This window comes from Pseudomonas sp. NPDC088414 (genome assembly GCF_044753325.1).
Taxonomy (GTDB): domain Bacteria; phylum Pseudomonadota; class Gammaproteobacteria; order Pseudomonadales; family Pseudomonadaceae; genus Aquipseudomonas.
The window spans coordinates 12,900-31,449 of record NZ_JBIVMY010000023.1 but is presented as its reverse complement, the minus strand read 5'-3'; the positions used below and the strand labels follow the sequence as shown (position 1 = coordinate 31,449).

Sequence of the window (18,550 nt, the reverse complement as noted above, 5' to 3'; positions counted from 1 at the left end):
TATAAAAACCGCCCACCGGGTACCCTGCTCATGATGACCCTGCGTCAGATCCGCCACTTCATCGCGGTGGCCGAGACCGGCTCGATCTCCGCAGCCGCGCAAACCGCGTTCATTTCCCAATCGACGTTGACCCTGGCGATCCAGCAACTGGAAGAAGAGATTGGCGTCAGCCTGTTCAGCCGTCATGCCAAGGGCATGACCCTGACCCATCAAGGCCATCAGTTCCTGCGCCAGGCGCATCTGATTCTGGCAACCGTGGATAACGCCAAACGCAGCCTGCAACAAAGTACCGATCAGGTCGCTGGACAGTTGATTGTTGGCGTGACCAGCCTGGTCGCCGGTTATTACCTCGCCGATTTGCTCACCCGGTTCCAGCGTGCCTATCCCAATGTCGAGATCCGCGTGATGGAGGACGAGCGGCCGTACATCGAGCATTTGCTGGTCAGCGGCGAGATCGATGTCGGCGTGCTGATCCTGTCCAACCTCGAAGACCGCCACGCCTTGCAGACCGAAGTGCTGACCCACTCGCCGCATCGTCTGTGGCTGCCGGCCCAGCATCCGTTGCTGGAACACGACAGCATCAACCTCGCCGACGTCGCTCGCGAGCCGCTGATTCAACTGAACGTCGACGAAATGGATCGCAACGCCCAGCGCCTGTGGCGCGGCGCCGGGCTGCAACCGAAGATCACCCTAAGAACCGCATCCACCGAGGCGGTGCGAAGTCTGGTGGCGGCAGGGCTAGGCGTTTCGATTCAACCCGACATGACTTACCGCCCGTGGTCACTGGAGGGCGACATCATCGAAGCGCGGCCGATTGCCGACCTCAACCAGACCCTCGACGTCGGACTGGCCTGGCGCCGAGGGACCGCGCGCCCTGCCCTGGTTGATCCATTTCTGACCGTGGCCCGCGAACAACCGCACGGCGGACGCAAGCCATCTATTTAATCGAATGCCACCTTCAGTATTTAGAATTTGTCGACCTCGGAGCCGCCCACTAGTCTTGCTGCATCTATAAGACGGTCGGCTCCCGGGCATGGGAGCCTCAATGACCACACAAGAAAAGAGATCGCGGAAAATGGCTGGCGTGCAGACCCCGATGTGTACCGCGTTGCTGATCGATGGCGAACTGGTCGCCGGGCAAGGTTTCGTCGAGCCGATCCTCAACCCGGCCAGCGGTGAAATCCTCACCCACATCGCCGAGGCCAGCACCGAGCAGGTCGAAACCGCGATCCTCGCCGCCCACCGCGCCTTTGCCGAATGGTCACGCACCACGCCACAGCAACGTTCGAACCTGCTGCTGGACATCGCCAGTGCGGTGGAAAAACACGCCGATCACCTCGCCCGCCTCGAAGCGCTGAACTGTGGCAAGCCGCTGCATCTGGCGCGGCAGGACGATTTGACTGCGACCGTCGACGTATTCCGCTTCTTCGCTGGTGCCGTGCGCTGCCAGACCGGTCAGCTCAGTGGCGAGTACCTGCCGGGTTACACCAGCATGGTGCGTCGCGATCCGATTGGCGTGGTGGCATCGATTGCGCCGTGGAACTATCCGATTATGATGGCCGCGTGGAAAATCGCCCCGGCCCTCGCCGCCGGCAACACCCTGGTGTTCAAGCCGTCGGAACACACGCCGCTGTCGATCCTCGCACTGGCGCCAGCACTCGCCGAGATCCTGCCGCGTGGGGTGATCAACATCATCTGCGGTGGCGGTGAAGGCGTCGGCAGCCATCTGGTCGGGCATGCCAAGGTGCGCATGGTCTCGCTGACCGGCGATATCGTCACCGGGCAGAAAATCCTTCAAGCCGCTGCAAAAACCCTCAAGCGCACGCATCTGGAACTCGGCGGCAAGGCCCCGGTGATCGTCTGCAACGATGCCGACATTCAGGCGGTGGTTGAAGGCGTGCGCACCTACGGTTACTACAACGCCGGGCAGGACTGCACCGCGGCGTGCCGCATCTACGCCCAGGCCGGGATTCACGACAAACTGGTCGCCGAACTCGGCGCGGCAGTCAGCAGCCTGCGCTTCGCCGGCAAACGCGACGCCGACAACGAGATCGGCCCGCTGATCAGCACCCGCCAGCGCGACCGCGTCGCCAGTTTCGTCGAGCGCGCCCTCGGCCAGCCGCACATCGAACGGGTAACCGGCGCGGCGGTGCATTCCGGCGCCGGGTTCTTCTACCAACCGACATTGCTCGCCGGCTGCAAACAGAGCGATGAAATCGTCCAGCGCGAAGTGTTCGGCCCGGTGGTCACCGTGACCCGCTTCGATGAACTCGCGCAAGCCGTGGACTGGGCCAACGACTCCGAATACGGCCTCGCCTCGTCGGTGTGGACGCAGAATCTGGACAAGGCAATGCAGGTCGCCGCCCGTTTGCAGTACGGCTGCACCTGGATCAACAGCCACTTCATGCTGGTCAGCGAAATGCCCCACGGCGGGCTGAAACGCTCCGGATACGGCAAAGACTTATCCAGTGATTCGCTGCAGGACTACAGCGTGGTGCGGCACATCATGGCCCGCCACGGCCAGCATCTCTGACTACGCTAATAACAAGCCGCCAACGGCATGCTGCACCGCGTTCACAACTGCCCCGACCATAATTTAAAGAAGAGGGTTCAACCATGTTCGTGCACAAGACCGCACTGCTCAGTGCAATCACCACAGCCTTGCTGGCCAGCGCCAGCCTGCAAGCTGCCGAGCCGCTGAAGGCGGTCGGCGCCGGCGAGGGTCAGCTGGATATCGTGGCCTGGCCGGGCTACATCGAACGTGGCGAGAGCGACAAGGCTTACGACTGGGTGAGCGGTTTCGAGAAAGAAACCGGCTGCAAGGTCAACGTCAAGACCGCCGCCACCTCCGACGAGATGGTCAGCCTGATGGCCAAGGGTGGTTACGACCTGGTGACCGCGTCCGGTGATGCCTCGCTGCGGTTGATCGTCGGCAAGCGTGTGCAACCGATCAACACCGCGTTGATCCCGAACTGGAACACCCTCGACCCACGCCTCAAAGATGCGCCGTGGTACGTGGTCAACAAGCAGACCTACGGCACCCCGTATCAGTGGGGCCCGAACGTGCTGATGTACAACACCAACGTGTTCAAGACGCCGCCGACCAGCTGGAATGTGCTGTTCGACGCGCAGAACTTCCCCGACGGCAAGCCGAACAAGGGTCGCGTGCAGGCCTATGACGGCCCGATCTACATCGCCGATGCGGCGCTGTACCTGAAGACCGCCAAACCTGAGCTGGGGATCAAGGATCCGTATCAACTCACCGAAGCGCAGTACAAGGCCGTGCTCGATCTGCTGCGCGCGCAGCAGCCATTGATTCACCGTTACTGGCACGACACCACGGTACAGATGAGCGACTTCAAGAACGAAGGAGTGGTCGCCTCCAGCGCCTGGCCGTATCAGGTCAACGGCCTGATCAACGAGAAACAGCCGATCGCTTCGACCATTCCGAAAGAAGGCGCCACCGGCTGGGCCGACACCACCATGCTGCACGCCGAGGCCAAGCACCCGAACTGCGCCTACAAGTGGATGGACTGGTCACTGCAGCCGAAAGTCCAGGGTGACGTGGCGGCGTGGTTCGGCTCGTTGCCGGCTGTGCCGGCGGCGTGCAAGGAGAGCGAACTGCTCGGCGCCGAGGGCTGCAAGACCAACGGTTTCGACCAGTTTGACAAGATCGCCTTCTGGAAAACCCCGCAGGCTGAAGGGGGCAAGTTTGTGCCTTATAGCCGCTGGACCCAGGACTACATCGCGATCATGGGCGGCCGCTGACAAGCCGCTCACCTGTGGCGAGGGAGCTTGCTCCCGCTGGGTGGCGAAGCCGCCCCAAGACCTGTCAATGCGGTCTGCCCGTCAAATCGCACATGGCCAATTGGGAGTGCTGCGCACTCCAGCGGGAGCAAGCTCCCTCGCCACAAAAGCAACAGGATTCAGTTTTTTCAGAAGTCCAGGCGAGGACCGCTGCGACGGCCCACGCCTTTTTGGAGCACCGCACCATGACGCTTGCAGTCCAGTTCACCAACGTTTCCAGGCAGTTCGGCGAGGTGAAGGCCGTTGACCGGGTTTCCATCGATATCCAGGACGGCGAGTTCTTTTCCATGCTCGGCCCTTCCGGCTCGGGCAAGACCACCTGCCTGCGCCTGATCGCCGGGTTCGAACAACCGAGCGCCGGCTCGATCCGCATTCACGGCGCCGAAGCGGCCGGTCTGCCGCCGTATCAGCGTGATGTGAACACGGTATTCCAGGACTACGCGTTGTTCCCGCACATGAACGTGCTGGACAACGTCGCCTACGGTTTGAAGGTCAAGGGCGTGAGCAAAACCGAACGCCACAAGCGCGCCGAAGAGGCGTTGGACATGGTCGCCCTCGGCGGCTACGGCGCACGCAAACCGGTGCAGTTGTCCGGCGGTCAACGCCAGCGCGTGGCCCTCGCCCGCGCCTTGGTCAATCGCCCGCGCGTGCTGTTGCTCGATGAACCGTTGGGCGCGCTCGACCTGAAGTTGCGCGAGCAGATGCAAAGCGAACTGAAAAAACTGCAACGCCAGCTCGGTATCACCTTCATCTTCGTCACCCACGATCAGACCGAAGCGCTGTCGATGTCAGATCGCGTGGCGGTGTTCAATAAGGGCCGCATCGAACAGGTCGACAGCCCGCGCAACCTGTACATGAAACCGACCACCACGTTCGTCGCCGAATTCGTCGGCACTTCGAATGTGATCCGTGGCGATCTCGCCCGACAAATCAGCGGCCATCCGCAGCCGTTTTCGATCCGCCCCGAGCACGTGCGTTTCGCCGAAGGGCCGCTTGCCAGTCACGAAATCGAAGTCAGTGGTCTGCTTCACGACATCCAGTATCAGGGCAGCGCCACACGCTATGAATTGAAACTGGAAAACGGCCAGACCCTGAGCATCAGCCACGCCAACAATCAGTGGATCGACAGCAGCGCGCAGCACCAGACCGGCCAGCGCCTGAGCGCACGCTGGGCGCGGGAAGCGATGATTCCGCTGCACGACACTGTGGCGAGCGGGGTGTGAAATGAGCACGCTCGCGATGACTCAAGCGCCGCCGTTGCGCCGGTTTTCCAACCTGCTCTACCGCAAGCCGAATCTGTACCTGTCGCTGCTGCTGGTGCCGCCACTGCTGTGGTTTGGCGCAATCTATCTCGGCTCGTTGCTGGTGCTGTTGTGGCAGGGTTTCTACACCTTCGACGACTTCACCATGGCGGTCACCCCCGACCTGACCCTGGCGAATTTCGCCGCGCTGTTTCAGCCGTCGAACTTCGACATCATCCTGCGCACGCTGAGCATGGCCATCGTCGTGTCGATCGCCAGCGCCATCGTCGCGTTCCCGATTGCCTACTACATGGCGCGCTACACCACGGGCAAGACCAAGGCGTTTTTCTACATCGCGGTGATGCTGCCGATGTGGGCCAGTTACATCGTCAAGGCCTACGCCTGGACGTTGCTGCTGGCCAAGGGCGGTGTCGCGCAGTGGTTCGTCCAGCACCTGGGGCTGGAACCGGTGTTGCAGTTCATTCTGGGCATACCCGGGGTGGGCGGCAGCACCCTGTCGACCTCGCACGTGGGGCGGTTCATGGTGTTCGTCTACATCTGGCTGCCGTTCATGATCCTGCCGATTCAGGCCTCGCTGGAGCGCTTGCCGCCGTCGCTGCTGCAGGCGTCTGCCGACCTTGGCGCCAAGCCGCGCCAGACCTTCATGCAGGTGATCTTGCCGCTGTCGATCCCAGGGATTGCTGCCGGTTCAATCTTCACGTTTTCGCTGACCCTGGGCGACTTCATCGTGCCGCAACTGGTGGGCCCGCCGGGCTACTTCGTCGGCAGCATGGTCTACGCGCAGCAAGGTGCAATCGGCAACATGCCGATGGCGGCGGCCTTCACGCTGGTGCCGATTGTGCTGATCGCGGTTTACCTGTCCATCGTCAAACGTCTGGGGGCCTTCGATGCACTCTGAGCGCGCTTCACTGGGCCTGCGTATCGCCGCCTGGGGCGGGTTGGTGTTTCTGCACTTCCCGATCCTGATCATCTTCCTTTACGCCTTCAACACCGAGGAAGCCGCGTTCAGCTTTCCGCCGAAGGGCTTCACCCTGCACTGGTTCAGCGTGGCGTTTTCGCGGCCGGATGTGTTGGAGGCAATCAAGCTCTCGCTGCAGATCGCGGCCATCGCCACCTTGATCGCGATGGTGCTCGGTACGCTGGCTTCGGCAGCGTTGTACCGCCGCGATTTCTTCGGCAAGCAGGGCATTTCGCTGATGCTGATTTTGCCGATTGCGCTGCCGGGGATCATCACCGGGATCGCACTGTTGGCAACGTTCAAGACGCTGGGGATCGAGCCGGGGATGTTCACCATCATCGTCGGCCACGCGACGTTCTGCGTGGTGATCGTCTACAACAACGTCATCGCCCGCCTGCGCCGCACCTCGCACAGCCTGATCGAGGCCTCGATGGATCTCGGCGCCGACGGCTGGCAGACCTTTCGCTACATCATCCTGCCGAACCTCGGCTCGGCGTTGCTGGCCGGTGGCATGTTGGCGTTTGCGCTGTCGTTCGACGAAATCATCGTCACCACGTTTACCGCCGGGCATGAGCGCACGTTGCCGTTGTGGCTGCTCAATCAACTGAGCCGGCCACGGGATGTGCCGGTGACCAATGTCGTCGCCATGCTGGTGATGATGGTGACCATGCTGCCGATTCTCGGGGCGTATTACCTGACCCGGGGTGGAGAGAGTGTCGCGGGCAGTGGTGGGAAATAGACATCTATCGGACACCTAGATCCCCTGTGGGAGCGAGCTTGCTCGCGAAGGGGCCATGACATCCAACATTGATGTCGGCTGACACACCGCCTTCGCGAGCAAGCTCGCTCCCACAGGTTTCTCAATTCGGCCAGAACAATAAAAGTGTTAGTGAGGACAACAGACATGCAAACCAGACTCTTGATCAACGGCCATCTGGTCAACGGCGAAGGCCCGGCCCAACCGGTGCTCAACCCGGCGCTCGGCAGTGTGCTGGTGGAAATCAACGAAGCCAGCGAGGCCCAGGTCGATGCCGCCGTGCGCGCCGCCGACAATGCCTTTGCCGAGTGGTCGCAAACCGCGCCGAAGGACCGCTCGCTGCTGCTGCTCAAACTTGCCGACGCCATCGAAGCCCATGGCGAGGAACTGGCGAAACTCGAATCCGACAACTGCGGCAAACCCTACAGCGCCGCGCTGAACGACGAGATCCCGGCGATTGCCGACGTGTTCCGTTTCTTCGCCGGCGCCAGCCGTTGCATGAGCGGTTCGGCTGGTGGCGAATACCTGCCCGGCCACACCTCGATGATCCGCCGCGATCCGGTGGGCGTGATCGCGTCCATCGCGCCGTGGAACTACCCGTTGATGATGGTCGCCTGGAAAATTGCCCCGGCGCTGGCCGCCGGTAATACCGTGGTGCTCAAGCCGTCAGAACAAACCCCGCTGACCGCGTTGCGTCTGGCCGAACTGGCGTCGGAAATCTTCCCGGCCGGTGTACTCAATCTGGTGTTCGGCCGTGGTCCTACCGTCGGCAGCCCGCTGGTCACGCATCCGAAAGTGCGCATGGTCTCGCTGACTGGCTCCATCGCCACGGGCGCCAACATCATTTCCAGCACCGCCGACAGCGTCAAACGCATGCACATGGAACTGGGCGGCAAGGCGCCGGTGATCATCTTCGACGACGCCGACATCGATGCCGCCGTCGAAGGCATTCGCACCTTCGGTTTCTACAACGCCGGGCAGGACTGCACCGCCGCGTGCCGGATCTATGCGCAGCAGGGCATTTACGACAAGTTTGTCGAGAAGCTTGGCGCGGCGGTGAGCAGCATCAAATACGGCTTGCAGGATGATCCGTCGACCGAGTTGGGACCGTTGATCACCGCGCAGCATCGCGACCGCGTCGCCGCGTTCGTCGAGCGTGCCGTGGCGCAGTCGCACATTCGCTTGATCACCGGTGGCAAGGCTGTGGAAGGCAACGGCTTCTTCTTCGAACCGACGGTGCTGGCTGACGCGCAACAAGATGACGAGATCGTCCGCCGCGAAGTGTTCGGGCCGGTGGTGTCGGTGACCAAGTTCACCGATGAAGCGCAGGCGCTGGAGTGGGCCAACGATTCCGACTACGGCCTCGCCTCCTCGGTTTGGACGGCCGATGTAGGCCGCGCACATCGGATGTCCGCACGTTTGCAGTACGGCTGCACCTGGGTCAACACGCACTTCATGCTCGTCAGCGAAATGCCGCATGGCGGTCAGAAATTGTCCGGCTACGGCAAGGACATGTCCATGTACGGGCTGGAGGACTACACCACGGTTCGGCATGTGATGTTCAAGCACTAAAGCATCGCCAGCAGGCTAGCTCCTACAAGGAATCGCATTTCAACCTGTAGGAGTGAGCCTGCTCGCGATGGCGTCAACTCCGGCTTCAAGGCAGAAACCGGCCACACGCACCACCAGGATTCAACACCTAACAATAACCACCGACCCGGGCGGCGCCCGCAAAGCCCCGCCACGGCCTCGGCCATCCGAAATCTGCCGATTTCCCGGAGCAAACACCCATGAGTGCCTCACCCGAATTCTCGGCCGCCGTTGCCGACAGCGATGCCGAACAACTGCGCAAACTCGGCTACACCTCGAACTTCAACCGCAGCATGAGCCTGTGGGAAAACTTCGCTTTGGGCTTCACTTATCTGTCACCGGTCGTAGGGGTTTATACCCTGTTCGGCCTATGCCTCGCCGCCGGCGGGCCACCGATGTTCTGGGCCTACTTGCTGGTCGGCTGTGGGCAGTTGCTGGTGTGCCTGATCTTCGGCGAAGTAGTCTCGCAGTTCCCGATTTCCGGTGGCGTTTATCCATGGGCACGGCGTCTGGTCGGCAAAAAATGGGCGTGGATGGTCGGCTGGATCTACTCCATCGCCCTGTGCGTGACCATCGCTGCGGTGGCCGTCGGTGCCGGCCCGTATCTGGCGGCGATGCTCGGGTTTGAGCCGAGCAACAACACCAATATCGTCATCGCGCTGGTGCTGACGTTGTTCGCCACGCTGGTCAATCTGAGCGGCACCAAAGTGCTGGCGCGTATCGCCATGTTCGGCTTCCTCTGCGAACTGGTCGGCGCGGTGATCGTCGGCGTGTACCTGCTGATCTTCGAGCGTCATCAGCCGCTGAGCGTGCTGTTCAACACTTTCGACATCCGCGTCGACGGCTCCTACCTGCCGGCGTTCCTCACCGCGTCGCTGGCGGGGATGTTCCTCTACTACGGCTTCGAGGCCTGCGGCGACGTTGCCGAAGAAACCCCGAACCCGAGCGCGAAAATCCCGGTGGCCATGCGCATGACCATCTACATCGGCGGCATCGCGGCGATGTTCGCCTGCCTGGCGCTGATCCTCGCCGTGCCGGACATGCAAGCGGTGATCAACGGCACCGACAAAGACCCGGTCACCACCATCCTCAACAATGCCTTCGGCCCGATCGGCTCGAAAGTGGTGATGGGCGTAGTGATGATTTCCTTCATCTCCTGCGTCATCAGCCTGCAGGCAGCGGCGAGCCGTCTGCTGTACTCCTACGCTCGCGATGAGATGGTCATCGGCAGCCGACTGCTGAAAAAGATTTCTCCTACCACCCAAGTGCCAGTTGCCGCGCTGTTCGTGTCCGGCGTCCTGCCCGGCCTGATCATCGCTCTCGGTTTCTTCCTGCAAGACGCCGTGGCCACCATCGTCAGCTTCGCCGCCATCGGCATCTACCTCGCGTTCCAGATGATCGTGCTGGCCGCATTGTATGCACGCAGCAAAGGCTGGAAACCCAGCGGCAAATTCACCCTCGGCGCGTGGGGCTGGCCAGTGAACATCGGCGCGCTGGTGTACGGCGTCGGCGCAATCATCAACATGGCCTGGCCACGCACACCGGATGCGGCGTGGTACGTGAACTATGCGATGGTGTTGAGCACGGTGATCGTGATTGGGCTGGGGCTGGTTTACATGTGGATTGGCAAGCCGTATGACCATGGGAAGGCGCCGGCTGGGGATGCGTGGAAGGTGAGTCGCTAAGAGCGTTTGATCCCGGCACCGACAAGGTGCCGGGGTTCAGGAAGGCCGAGAAAAAACATCAAAAAGAAAGCTCTGCCTGATCGTGCTTCAGCAAGGAAATACGATCGAACAACCTGATTTTTTCATTGGCTTTTTGCCTGGCGTGATCGGACATGAATGCAATCAACTCTTCGAGCTGACTGACGTCTCCGACCACTTTGAATTCCTTTTCCTTGTTGACGAAGACAAGCGATTTCTTCTTTCTCGATAACAGTTCAATGACGTTGCTGAGCGTACCGGTGCTCTTTGCATCCCAGATCATCAAGCCGTAATCAGCCGCTTCAGCCATCACCACGTCTTTTTCGGTGAAGAAGGCTCTCGACCCTTTGGAGTGTTTGGAGTCGACTGTTCTGGCGGGCCATTTCCCAAGGTTATTCCTCGGTGCCGAACCGCTGCAGAACACCGTGGTTCTGGATCGCTCAAGACTCAGCAGATACTCCTGAATGGAAGTGTCGGCGCCACCTGCATCACCCACCACCACCTCAAAATCGGACGCAACGATATTATTGATACGCTCTTTAACCTTCGGATCAAGGTTCTTGATGTTGATAGAGCCAGCAATAAATACAGTCGTCATTGAGTTCACTTCCAAGTTAGCGCCGCTACGTAAATCTTCCCTACCTTGGGATATTTACGCAAAACAGCGCAGGCCGCGTCCATCGACGCCCCGCTATCAAACAGATCATCTACAACCAAAACATTCCAGCGCCCATCCGTGGTGATTTCGTCATTGACGCTGAAACTGTCTCCAATCGCAGCAACCTTGTCTGCTTTGGAGTGCAAATCCTTGAGCGATTTTCCAGTGGCCGCTTTCCGAAGCAAATCAGAGAAAACCAGCAGCCCAGTAATTTGTCCCAACGCCAGGGCAACCTCGGTTACCGGTTGTCGCTGACGAATATTTGAAGCAGGCATAGGTACTACAAATCCGACCTGATCCAGTTTTGGGAACACATTTGTCGCTACCGCTTGGGCGAGTGGGCCGACCTGAGTCCAATCCTTCTGGTATTTGAGCTGGTAGGTCGCTTCGCCGATCTCGGTGCGCTGGTTATCGAAGCATGGATACCCGCGATCATCGTTGCCAAGAAAGGTACTACTTACCATGTGTTTGTCCAGCACCCAGCCCTGATCCCAAGGTCCATTGATCTGTTTGAGGGATACCTTCATTTAATTCTCCATTATTCATAACGATCCTTTGAGCCCTGAAACCAAGGGCCGAGCATCTGAAGCGATGCGCGAGATTCAAACAAATAGCGGAAAAAACATTGGTTAGGGGTCGTTTCACTGGCGCCAGTGCAAAAACAGGTATCTCCTACAGACGCAGCCCTCCTGGAAAAGCTCCGTTTCCTACAGTTAGTGTCGATAGCGCAGACTTGGCGCGGAGAGCATCCGGGAGATAGTCTTCTTTCCGGCTGTGAAATCAGCAGCCCGGTGTCGAAGCCGGAACAAAATCAACATGGCGCAACCGCGCTCATTTGAGTGGCGGCTCTATTCTGAATATTGGAGTCGACAAATGCCTAAACAAATCAAAAACACCTCTGAAAACTTTCCTCACTTCACCCCCACCGTCTTCACGCGCCACAACCGCTTCCTCCACGCCTTCATGCAAGACCACGAAGCCTGGTTCTGCGTTCAGGATCTAGGTCGCCTGATGGGCTATCCGCTAAACGAACGCCTCACCCTGAAACTCGATCCCGATCAGCGCCGCCATGTCCTCCTGCGTCGGGATGGCGAAATTATCGATTTCGCGATGGTCAGCGAATCCGGCCTGTTCGCACTGCTCGTTCATCACTTCGTTCCGGAAAACCGCAACCTGCGCCAATGGCTGAGCCATGAAGTGATTCCGATGTTGCGCGAAACCAGCGCGGTATCTCTGGAGAACTGCCCGAGCCTGAGTTCGGTGAACTGGGCTGGCGTCACTGTGCCGCTGCTGCACTGGCAGCAACAGGCGTGGGTCAAATGGCGTGACGTGCCGGAGTTGATGCACGGCCAGCAGCCGTATCCGGTGCTCGGAACCTGTAGCTGAAGCCCATCTAACAAAAAACCTGTGGCGAGGGAGCTTGTCGAATCGTCGCACCGTCCCACTGGGTCGCGCAGCGGCCCCTCTACAAAAAGCAGGGGACTGCTGCGCAGTCCAGCGGGAGCAAGCTCCCTCGCCACAGGTCCAGCGTTTAAACCTCCAGACGAGTTGTTTTGCAGATGAGATTGCCAATCACTGAAATGCCCCAAGTTCTGGAAGTTATCCCAAGCGATGAGTTCTTCGCAGAGTGTTACCTAAAGCAAATCAGCGTAGCCATGCGCCAGGAAGCAATAAAAGTCGGCATCGCTGATGCCGACGCAGGCAAGTTGATTGACTTGGCGACCGTAAAAGCCAAGTGGCTTTCACGGGCCCTCTCCCGGCGCTAGAACCGCGAAACACTCCGCATCGCATCCACCAGATACCGCATCGCTATCCGGTCACTCTCCGACAACTCGCGATAACGCTCCACCAGCTTCAGCTCTTCAGAACTCAATCGACGTCTTCTGCGCCCGCTGCTCAGGCAGGGAAAGATGCCGAGCATTTCGGCGATGCCTTGAATTTTTGCCATGGACGATGTCCTTCTCTGATACTTCGAAGAATTGCTTGATCACCACATCGCCCTGCCCCTTACAGCAGCGCCTGTGCCCTGCCGGTCGCGCCGGCCATGCCCATAGAATAGAAATTTAATCGGCGCTGAAAAGCGGTTTTTAGAGTAATTAGTCGAAAAAAGCAGATATGCCCTGTAAATCAGAAAGTGCCGTCAGACATTTAACCGACATGTCTTGTTTCATTGACACTCTGTCGCCGTGTATCAACGAATTTTGCTCGGCGAGCGAACCGTTTAAGCTAGCCGGCATCTGTTTATAGTCCGTTGCGTTTGGCCGAAGGCTTGTCCGAACCGTTATCTCTGATCCAGCACGTGCCAGGAAAGGCGCGGGATTGCTCACGACAGGTTGTATTTATGCACCGCAGGAATTTGCTCAAAGCGTCGATGGCCATTGCGGCTTACACCGGTCTCTCGGCTTCCGGCCTGCTCGCCGCCCGTGCCTGGGCCGCCAATGGTGGCGCCGCCGATGGTGAAGCGCAGGCCTTCGACTTCGAAGCGCTCAAGCGTCAGGCCAAGCAACTGGCCGGCTCGGCCTATCAGGACACTAAACAGGTGCTGCCGCCGACCCTGGCGACCATGACCCCGCAGAACTTCAACGCGATCCGCTACGACGGCGACCATTCGCTGTGGAAGGAAAACAAGGGTCAGCTGGACGTGCAGTTCTTCCATGTCGGCATGGGTTTCCGCCAGCCGGTGCGCATGTACAGCGTCGATCCCAAGACCCGCACGGCCCGCGAAGTCCACTTCCGCCCGACGCTGTTCAACTACGAGAACACCTCGGTCGATACCCAGCAGCTCAAGGGCGACCTGGGGTTTGCCGGCTTCAAGCTGTTCAAGGCGCCGGAGCTGGATCGCCATGACGTGGTGTCGTTCCTCGGCGCCAGCTATTTCCGCGCGGTGGACGCGACTGGCCAATATGGCCTCTCCGCTCGCGGTCTGGCCGTCGACACCTACGCGAAAAAGCGCGAAGAATTCCCGGACTTCACCAAATTCTGGTTCGAGACCCCGGATCAGAACGCCACGCGCTTCGTGGTCTACGCCCTGCTCGACTCGCCGAGCGCCACCGGTGCCTACCGCTTCGACATCGATTGCCAGGCCGAGCGCGTGGTGATGGAGATCGACGCCCACATCAACGCGCGTACCGCCATCGAACAACTGGGCATCGCACCGATGACCAGCATGTTCAGCTGCGGCACCCACGAACGCCGCATGTGCGACACCATCCACCCGCAGATTCACGACTCCGATCGCCTGGCGATGTGGCGTGGCAATGGCGAGTGGATCTGCCGCCCGCTGAACAACCCGGCGACCCTGCAATTCAACGCGTTCGCCGACACCGATCCGAAGGGCTTCGGTCTGGTGCAGACCGACCACGAGTTCGCCAACTATCAGGACACTGTCGACTGGTACAGCAAGCGCCCGAGCCTGTGGGTCGAACCAACCACCGCGTGGGGCGAAGGCTCCATCGATCTGCTGGAAATTCCTACCACCGGCGAAACCCTCGATAACATCGTCGCGTTCTGGACCCCGAAGAAGCCAGTGGCTGCCGGCGACTCGCTGAACTATGGCTACAAGCTCTACTGGAGCGCCCTGCCACCGGTCGGCACGCCGCTGGCGCGGGTGCATGCGACCCGTTCGGGCATGGGTGGCTTCGTCGAAGGCTGGGCACCGGGCGAGCATTACCCGCCGGTCTGGGCCCGTCGTTTTGCCGTGGACTTCACCGGTGGCGGTCTGGATCGCCTGCCGCAGGGCACCGGGATCGAACCGGTGGTCACCTGCTCCAATGGCAAGGTGCAGGACTTCAGCGTGCTGGTGCTCGATGACATCAAGGGTTACCGGATCCTGTTCGACTGGTACCCGACCAGCGACAGTGTCGATCCGGTGGAACTGCGGCTGTTCATCCGCACCAATGACCGCACGTTGAGCGAGACCTGGTTGTACCAGTACTTCCCGCCGGCGCCGGACAAGCGCAAGTATCCTTGAAGGTTGTCTAGCGTCTGATCGGACCTCATCGCTGGCAAGCCAGCTCCCACAAGTTCGGCGCCGTCCACAAATTTCGTGATCGACACCGACCATTGTGGGAGCTGGCTTGCCAGCGATGGCGTCCGTCAGGCCAGCGGCAAATACAAATGGATATCGCAGGGTTCCAGAGCGAATAAATCCGGATCCGCCTGATCAACCAGCCGGCAACCCTGACGCTGATAAAACTCCACGGTATTGCGCGATTCAGTGGCTGAGACATACAACGCCTCGGCACCGAACCGCCGCCCCTGCTCACAGGCCAGCGCAAACAACTTCACTCCCAGCCCCTGCCCCCGATAGTCGCGGCTGATGTGCAGAAACTTCATCTGCCGCATGCTCAGCCCCTGATTGTGCATAACCCGGTTATCCACAACGACCGCCGCGACCAGCGCCTGCCCATCGAAAACCCCGTATAACCAGCCACCGCGCCGCAAGCACTGCGCCAGCGTCAGCGCATTCTCTTCGGCTTCGCCTTCCGGCCAGCCACGCATGTCGAAATGCACCGGATACAGAATCAATTCACCGTTTTCCAGCCGATAGCACTCCTCCACCAGCTCGCTGCGGTCGATCAGTGTCAGCAATGGCAAGTCGTGTTCGGTCAGTTCTCGTTCGCTCAACATGGCAGTCTTCCCTGATATCCGCGAATGGCAGGCAAGAAAAAACCCGCCGGTTCAATGGCGGGTTTTATAGACGTTGCGCCGGTTTGAAATCAATCGCGCAGATCAGCCTCGTGAATCGGCTGATCACGGTGGGTCGCACGCTGATACTGCGCCGGCCACACCGCTTTACGCCCACCCAGATCATCGTCGGCATGCAGCGGCCAGTACGGATCACGCAGCAGCTCCCGGGCGAGGAAGATGATGTCGGCCTGACAGGTGCGCAGAATGTGCTCGGCCTGCGCCGGCTCGGTAATCATGCCGACGGTGCCGGTGGCGATACCTGATTCCTTGCGCACCCGTTCGGCGAAGCGCGTCTGATAACCCGGCCCCACTGGAATCTCGGCTTTGGCGGCGGTACCACCGGAAGAGACATCGATCAGATCCGCTCCCAGTGCCTTGAGGCGGCGCGCCAGCTCCACGGTTTCATCCGGGTTCCAGCCGTCTTCCACCCAGTCGGTGGCCGACACCCGGACAAACACCGGCAACTCTTGTGGCCAGACCTCGCGCACGGCCTCAGTGACTTGCAACACCAACCGAATACGGTTTTCGAACGAACCACCGTATTGATCGCGGCGCTGATTGCTCAATGGCGACAGAAACTGATGCAGCAGATAACCATGGGCGGCATGCACTTCGACCACGCTGAAACCTGCGGTCAACGCACGTTTGGCCGCAGCAACGAAGGCCTGGATGACTTCGGCGATCTGCCCTTCATCGAGCTGCCTGGGTTGGGTGTGCTGCGGGTCGAAGGCAATCGGCGACGGCCCGACCGGGGTCCAGCCGCCATCCTCCGGTTTGACGCTACCGTGTTTGCCGATCCATGGCCGATGGGTGCTGGCCTTGCGCCCGGCGTGGGCCAGTTGAATGCCAGCAACCGCGCCCTGAGCGGTGATGAAACGGGTGATGCGTTGCAGCGGTTCGATCTGTTCGTCGTTCCACAAACCAAGGTCTTCGGCGGTGATTCGCCCATCGGCGGTGACCGCCGTGGCCTCGGTGAAAATCAGGCCGGCACCGCCCACCGCGCGGCTGCCCAGATGCACCAGATGCCAGTCGTTGGCCAGACCGTCGACGCTGGAATACTGGCACATCGGCGACACGGCGATGCGGTTGGGCAGGGTCAGTTGGCGAAGGGTAAAGGGTTCGAGCAGCAGACTCATGGGGCACCTCTCAAATCAGTGGGCAGGCTCCAGGGTTCTGTTTGAAAAGTCGACGAGTGACAGGAAATGGTGCAGCACCCGCCCCCGCGGGCAAAAAATTCGACAAGACGTCACAAGGCCAATCAAGCAGTGCTTAGAGCCTAGTCGACAACCGGGGATGAGGGAGGGTTCAGAGTGATTCAGTGTGTGAAAGACCGCCTTCGCGAGCAGGCTCGCTCCCACATTTTGGAATGCATATCCCTGTGGGAGCGAGCCTGCTCGCGAATGGCGTCAGCGCGGTTCGATGTGGGCAATCATCAGTTGCACCGTCTCGTTGCCCCGAAATTCGTTTACATCGAGTTTGTAGGCCAGCTCGACCCACTGAATGGTCGGGTTCGGCCAGACATCGCGGTCGATACCGAAAGCGATGCCATCCAGCTTCACCGACCCGCACTCGCTTTTCAGCACCACTTTCAGGTGCCGCTCGCCGACCACCCGTTGCTCGACCAACTGGAACACGCCATGGAACAGCGGCTCCGGGAAGTGCTGGCCCCAAGGCCCGGCATGGCGCAGGGCGCGAGCCAGTTCCAGATGGAACTCCTCGACCGCCAACGTACCGTCTGTGAGCATCCGCCCGGTCAGGTCTTCTTCACGAAGTTGCCGACGCACTTCGGCATCGAAAGCCTCAGCGAACAGCGGAAAATTCTCCTGCGGCAAGGTCAGACCGGCCGCCATCGCATGGCCACCGTACTTGGCAATCAGGTTCGGATGCTGCGCCGCCACCACGCTCAAAGCATCGCGAATATGGAAACCCTGCACCGAACGCCCCGAGCCCTTGAGCAGGCCATCACCGGCATCGGCGAAAGCAATGGTCGGGCGGAAATAGCGCTCTTTCATCCGCGAGGCAAGAATGCCGATCACCCCTTGGTGCCATTCGGGATCGAACAGGCACAGGCCGAACGGCATCGACTCCACCGGCAAATCCTTGAGCTGGGCCAGCGCCTCGCGCTGCATGCCCTGCTCGATGGATTTGCGGTCCTGGTTCATGCCGTCCAGTTGCGCGGCCATTTCCCGCGCCAGATTGGCGTCGGAGGTGAGCAGGCATTCGATACCCAGGCTCATGTCGTCCAGGCGCCCCGCCGCGTTCAGGCGCGGGCCAACAATAAAGCCCAGATCCGTGGAGGTAATCCGCGCCGCGTCACGCTTGGCGACTTCGAGAATCGCCTTGATCCCCGGCCGTGCGCGCCCGGCGCGAATCCGCTCGAGGCCCTGATGCACCAGAATCCGGTTGTTGGCGTCCAGCGGCACCACGTCGGCGACGCTGCCCAGCGCCACCAGATCCAGCAGTTCGCCGATGTTCGGCTGCGGCTTGCTCTCGTACCAGCCGAGATTGCGCAGGCGCGCGCGCAAGGCCATCAACACGTAGAAAATCACCCCGACCCCGGCCAGCGCCTTGCTCGGAAACTCGCAACCGGGCTGGTTCGGATTGACCAGCGCATCGGCCAGCGGCAGTTCATCACCGGGCAAGTGGTGGTCGGTGATCAAGACTTTCAGCCCTGCGCGCTTGGCGGCGGCCACGCCTTCGACGCTGGAGATGCCGTTGTCGACGGTGATCAGCAACTGCGGCTCGCGGGTCAGGGCGACTTCGACGATTTCCGGGGTCAGGCCATAGCCGTATTCGAAGCGGTTCGGCACCAGATAATCGACATGCGCCGCGCCCAGCAGACGCAAGCCGAGCACGCCGACCGTACTGGCCGTCGCGCCATCGGCGTCAAAGTCGCCGACGATCAGAATCCGTTGACGCTGCTCCAGTGCCGTCACCAGCAGATCCACCGCCGCCTCAATGCCCTTGAGCTGCTGAAACGGAATCAGCCGCGCCAGACTTTTATCCAGCTCCGCTTCGGACTGCACACCCCGCGCCGCGTACAAACGGGTCAGCAAAGGTGGCAGGTCACCGAGAAACGGCAGCGTGGCAGGCAACGGGCGAGGATCAATACGCATGGGCTAACGG

The 18,550-nt window shown here is 60.5% G+C and carries 16 protein-coding genes; 10 read left to right on the top strand and 6 right to left on the bottom strand.

Going from position 1 to position 18,550, the window contains the following annotated elements:
- Positions 1-30: 30 nt before the first annotated feature.
- From ACIP8I_RS18890 to ACIP8I_RS18855, 8 genes are all read left to right on the top strand, one after another.
- Positions 31-945 (top strand): LysR family transcriptional regulator, encoded by a 915-nt coding sequence (locus ACIP8I_RS18890; protein WP_007967749.1) that lies wholly within the window; start codon positions 31-33, stop codon positions 943-945.
- A gap of 130 nt (positions 946-1,075) precedes the next feature.
- Positions 1,076-2,533 carry a gamma-aminobutyraldehyde dehydrogenase gene (locus ACIP8I_RS18885; protein WP_045122138.1) on the top strand — a complete coding sequence of 486 codons (1,458 nt, stop codon included), beginning with the start codon at positions 1,076-1,078 and terminating at the stop codon, positions 2,531-2,533.
- Positions 2,534-2,616: 83 nt separating this feature from the next.
- Complete coding sequence (ydcS, locus tag ACIP8I_RS18880; protein ID WP_258678590.1) at positions 2,617-3,768, top strand: putative ABC transporter substrate-binding protein YdcS; 1,152 nt, start codon at positions 2,617-2,619, stop codon at positions 3,766-3,768.
- Positions 3,769-3,992: 224 nt separating this feature from the next.
- Complete coding sequence (locus ACIP8I_RS18875; protein WP_400762976.1) at positions 3,993-5,030, top strand: ABC transporter ATP-binding protein; 1,038 nt, start codon at positions 3,993-3,995, stop codon at positions 5,028-5,030.
- A gap of 1 nt (position 5,031) precedes the next feature.
- Positions 5,032-5,967: an ABC transporter permease gene (locus ACIP8I_RS18870; protein ID WP_400762974.1), complete on the top strand. Its 936-nt coding sequence runs from the start codon at positions 5,032-5,034 to the stop codon at positions 5,965-5,967.
- Positions 5,957-6,766: an ABC transporter permease gene (locus ACIP8I_RS18865; protein ID WP_003222021.1), complete on the top strand. Its 810-nt coding sequence runs from the start codon at positions 5,957-5,959 to the stop codon at positions 6,764-6,766. Before ACIP8I_RS18870 ends, ACIP8I_RS18865 begins: the two co-directional genes overlap by 11 nt.
- A gap of 165 nt (positions 6,767-6,931) precedes the next feature.
- On the top strand, positions 6,932-8,356 hold the full coding sequence (locus ACIP8I_RS18860) for a gamma-aminobutyraldehyde dehydrogenase (RefSeq protein ID WP_400762971.1): 1,425 nt from the start codon (positions 6,932-6,934) through the stop codon (positions 8,354-8,356).
- A gap of 218 nt (positions 8,357-8,574) precedes the next feature.
- Entirely contained in the window at positions 8,575-10,059 is a 1,485-nt protein-coding gene (locus tag ACIP8I_RS18855) for an APC family permease (protein WP_400762969.1), read from the top strand.
- Between the two features lie 58 nt (positions 10,060-10,117).
- Here the strand turns inward: ACIP8I_RS18855 and ACIP8I_RS18850 are convergent, their stop codons facing one another.
- On the bottom strand, positions 10,118-10,675 hold the full coding sequence (locus ACIP8I_RS18850; protein WP_007967760.1) for a hypothetical protein: 558 nt from the start codon (positions 10,673-10,675) through the stop codon (positions 10,118-10,120).
- Between the two features lie 5 nt (positions 10,676-10,680).
- A complete protein-coding gene (locus ACIP8I_RS18845) occupies positions 10,681-11,262 on the bottom strand; it encodes a ComF family protein (RefSeq protein WP_400762967.1) in 582 nt (193 codons plus the stop codon).
- A 346-nt stretch (positions 11,263-11,608) separates the two neighbouring features.
- On the opposite strand from ACIP8I_RS18845, the gene ACIP8I_RS18840 reads away from it, so the two are divergent.
- Entirely contained in the window at positions 11,609-12,121 is a 513-nt protein-coding gene (locus ACIP8I_RS18840) for a Bro-N domain-containing protein (protein WP_400763046.1), read from the top strand.
- Between the two features lie 376 nt (positions 12,122-12,497).
- Here the strand turns inward: ACIP8I_RS18840 and ACIP8I_RS18835 are convergent, their stop codons facing one another.
- Complete coding sequence (locus ACIP8I_RS18835) at positions 12,498-12,683, bottom strand: hypothetical protein (RefSeq protein WP_041063212.1); 186 nt, start codon at positions 12,681-12,683, stop codon at positions 12,498-12,500.
- Between the two features lie 393 nt (positions 12,684-13,076).
- On the opposite strand from ACIP8I_RS18835, the gene ACIP8I_RS18830 reads away from it, so the two are divergent.
- Entirely contained in the window at positions 13,077-14,705 is a 1,629-nt protein-coding gene (locus ACIP8I_RS18830) for a glucan biosynthesis protein D (RefSeq protein WP_115988137.1), read from the top strand.
- 125 nt (positions 14,706-14,830) lie between these two features.
- Here the strand turns inward: ACIP8I_RS18830 and ACIP8I_RS18825 are convergent, their stop codons facing one another.
- The 3 genes from ACIP8I_RS18825 to recJ all read right to left on the bottom strand — a co-directional run bounded on the left by ACIP8I_RS18825 (position 14,831) and on the right by recJ (position 18,540).
- Positions 14,831-15,364 carry a GNAT family N-acetyltransferase gene (locus tag ACIP8I_RS18825; protein WP_400762966.1) on the bottom strand — a complete coding sequence of 178 codons (534 nt, stop codon included), beginning with the start codon at positions 15,362-15,364 and terminating at the stop codon, positions 14,831-14,833.
- A gap of 89 nt (positions 15,365-15,453) precedes the next feature.
- Positions 15,454-16,560 carry an NADH:flavin oxidoreductase/NADH oxidase gene (locus ACIP8I_RS18820; protein WP_400762965.1) on the bottom strand — a complete coding sequence of 369 codons (1,107 nt, stop codon included), beginning with the start codon at positions 16,558-16,560 and terminating at the stop codon, positions 15,454-15,456.
- 270 nt (positions 16,561-16,830) lie between these two features.
- A complete protein-coding gene (gene recJ / locus ACIP8I_RS18815) occupies positions 16,831-18,540 on the bottom strand; it encodes a single-stranded-DNA-specific exonuclease RecJ (protein ID WP_367083270.1) in 1,710 nt (569 codons plus the stop codon).
- Between the last annotated feature and the right edge of the window lie 10 nt (positions 18,541-18,550).

Excerpts from the sequence above, each read along its gene's own strand:
- ydcS (WP_258678590.1), top strand. The coding sequence starts at position 2,617 with ATGTTCGTGCACAAGACCGCACTGCTCAGTGCAATCACCACAGCCTTG.
- ACIP8I_RS18875 (WP_400762976.1), top strand. The coding sequence starts at position 3,993 with ATGACGCTTGCAGTCCAGTTCACCAACGTTTCCAGGCAGTTCGGCGAG.
- ACIP8I_RS18855 (WP_400762969.1), top strand. The coding sequence starts at position 8,575 with ATGAGTGCCTCACCCGAATTCTCGGCCGCCGTTGCCGACAGCGATGCC.
- recJ (WP_367083270.1), bottom strand. The coding sequence starts at position 18,540 with ATGCGTATTGATCCTCGCCCGTTGCCTGCCACGCTGCCGTTTCTCGGT.
- ACIP8I_RS18835 (WP_041063212.1), bottom strand. The coding sequence starts at position 12,683 with ATGGCAAAAATTCAAGGCATCGCCGAAATGCTCGGCATCTTTCCCTGC.
- ACIP8I_RS18890 (WP_007967749.1), top strand. The coding sequence starts at position 31 with ATGATGACCCTGCGTCAGATCCGCCACTTCATCGCGGTGGCCGAGACC.
- ACIP8I_RS18840 (WP_400763046.1), top strand. The coding sequence starts at position 11,609 with ATGCCTAAACAAATCAAAAACACCTCTGAAAACTTTCCTCACTTCACC.
- ACIP8I_RS18845 (WP_400762967.1), bottom strand. The coding sequence starts at position 11,262 with ATGAAGGTATCCCTCAAACAGATCAATGGACCTTGGGATCAGGGCTGG.
- ACIP8I_RS18865 (WP_003222021.1), top strand. The coding sequence starts at position 5,957 with ATGCACTCTGAGCGCGCTTCACTGGGCCTGCGTATCGCCGCCTGGGGC.
- ACIP8I_RS18885 (WP_045122138.1), top strand. The coding sequence starts at position 1,076 with ATGGCTGGCGTGCAGACCCCGATGTGTACCGCGTTGCTGATCGATGGC.
- ACIP8I_RS18860 (WP_400762971.1), top strand. The coding sequence starts at position 6,932 with ATGCAAACCAGACTCTTGATCAACGGCCATCTGGTCAACGGCGAAGGC.
- ACIP8I_RS18850 (WP_007967760.1), bottom strand. The coding sequence starts at position 10,675 with ATGACGACTGTATTTATTGCTGGCTCTATCAACATCAAGAACCTTGAT.
- ACIP8I_RS18830 (WP_115988137.1), top strand. The coding sequence starts at position 13,077 with ATGCACCGCAGGAATTTGCTCAAAGCGTCGATGGCCATTGCGGCTTAC.
- ACIP8I_RS18825 (WP_400762966.1), bottom strand. The coding sequence starts at position 15,364 with ATGTTGAGCGAACGAGAACTGACCGAACACGACTTGCCATTGCTGACA.
- ACIP8I_RS18870 (WP_400762974.1), top strand. The coding sequence starts at position 5,032 with ATGAGCACGCTCGCGATGACTCAAGCGCCGCCGTTGCGCCGGTTTTCC.
- ACIP8I_RS18820 (WP_400762965.1), bottom strand. The coding sequence starts at position 16,560 with ATGAGTCTGCTGCTCGAACCCTTTACCCTTCGCCAACTGACCCTGCCC.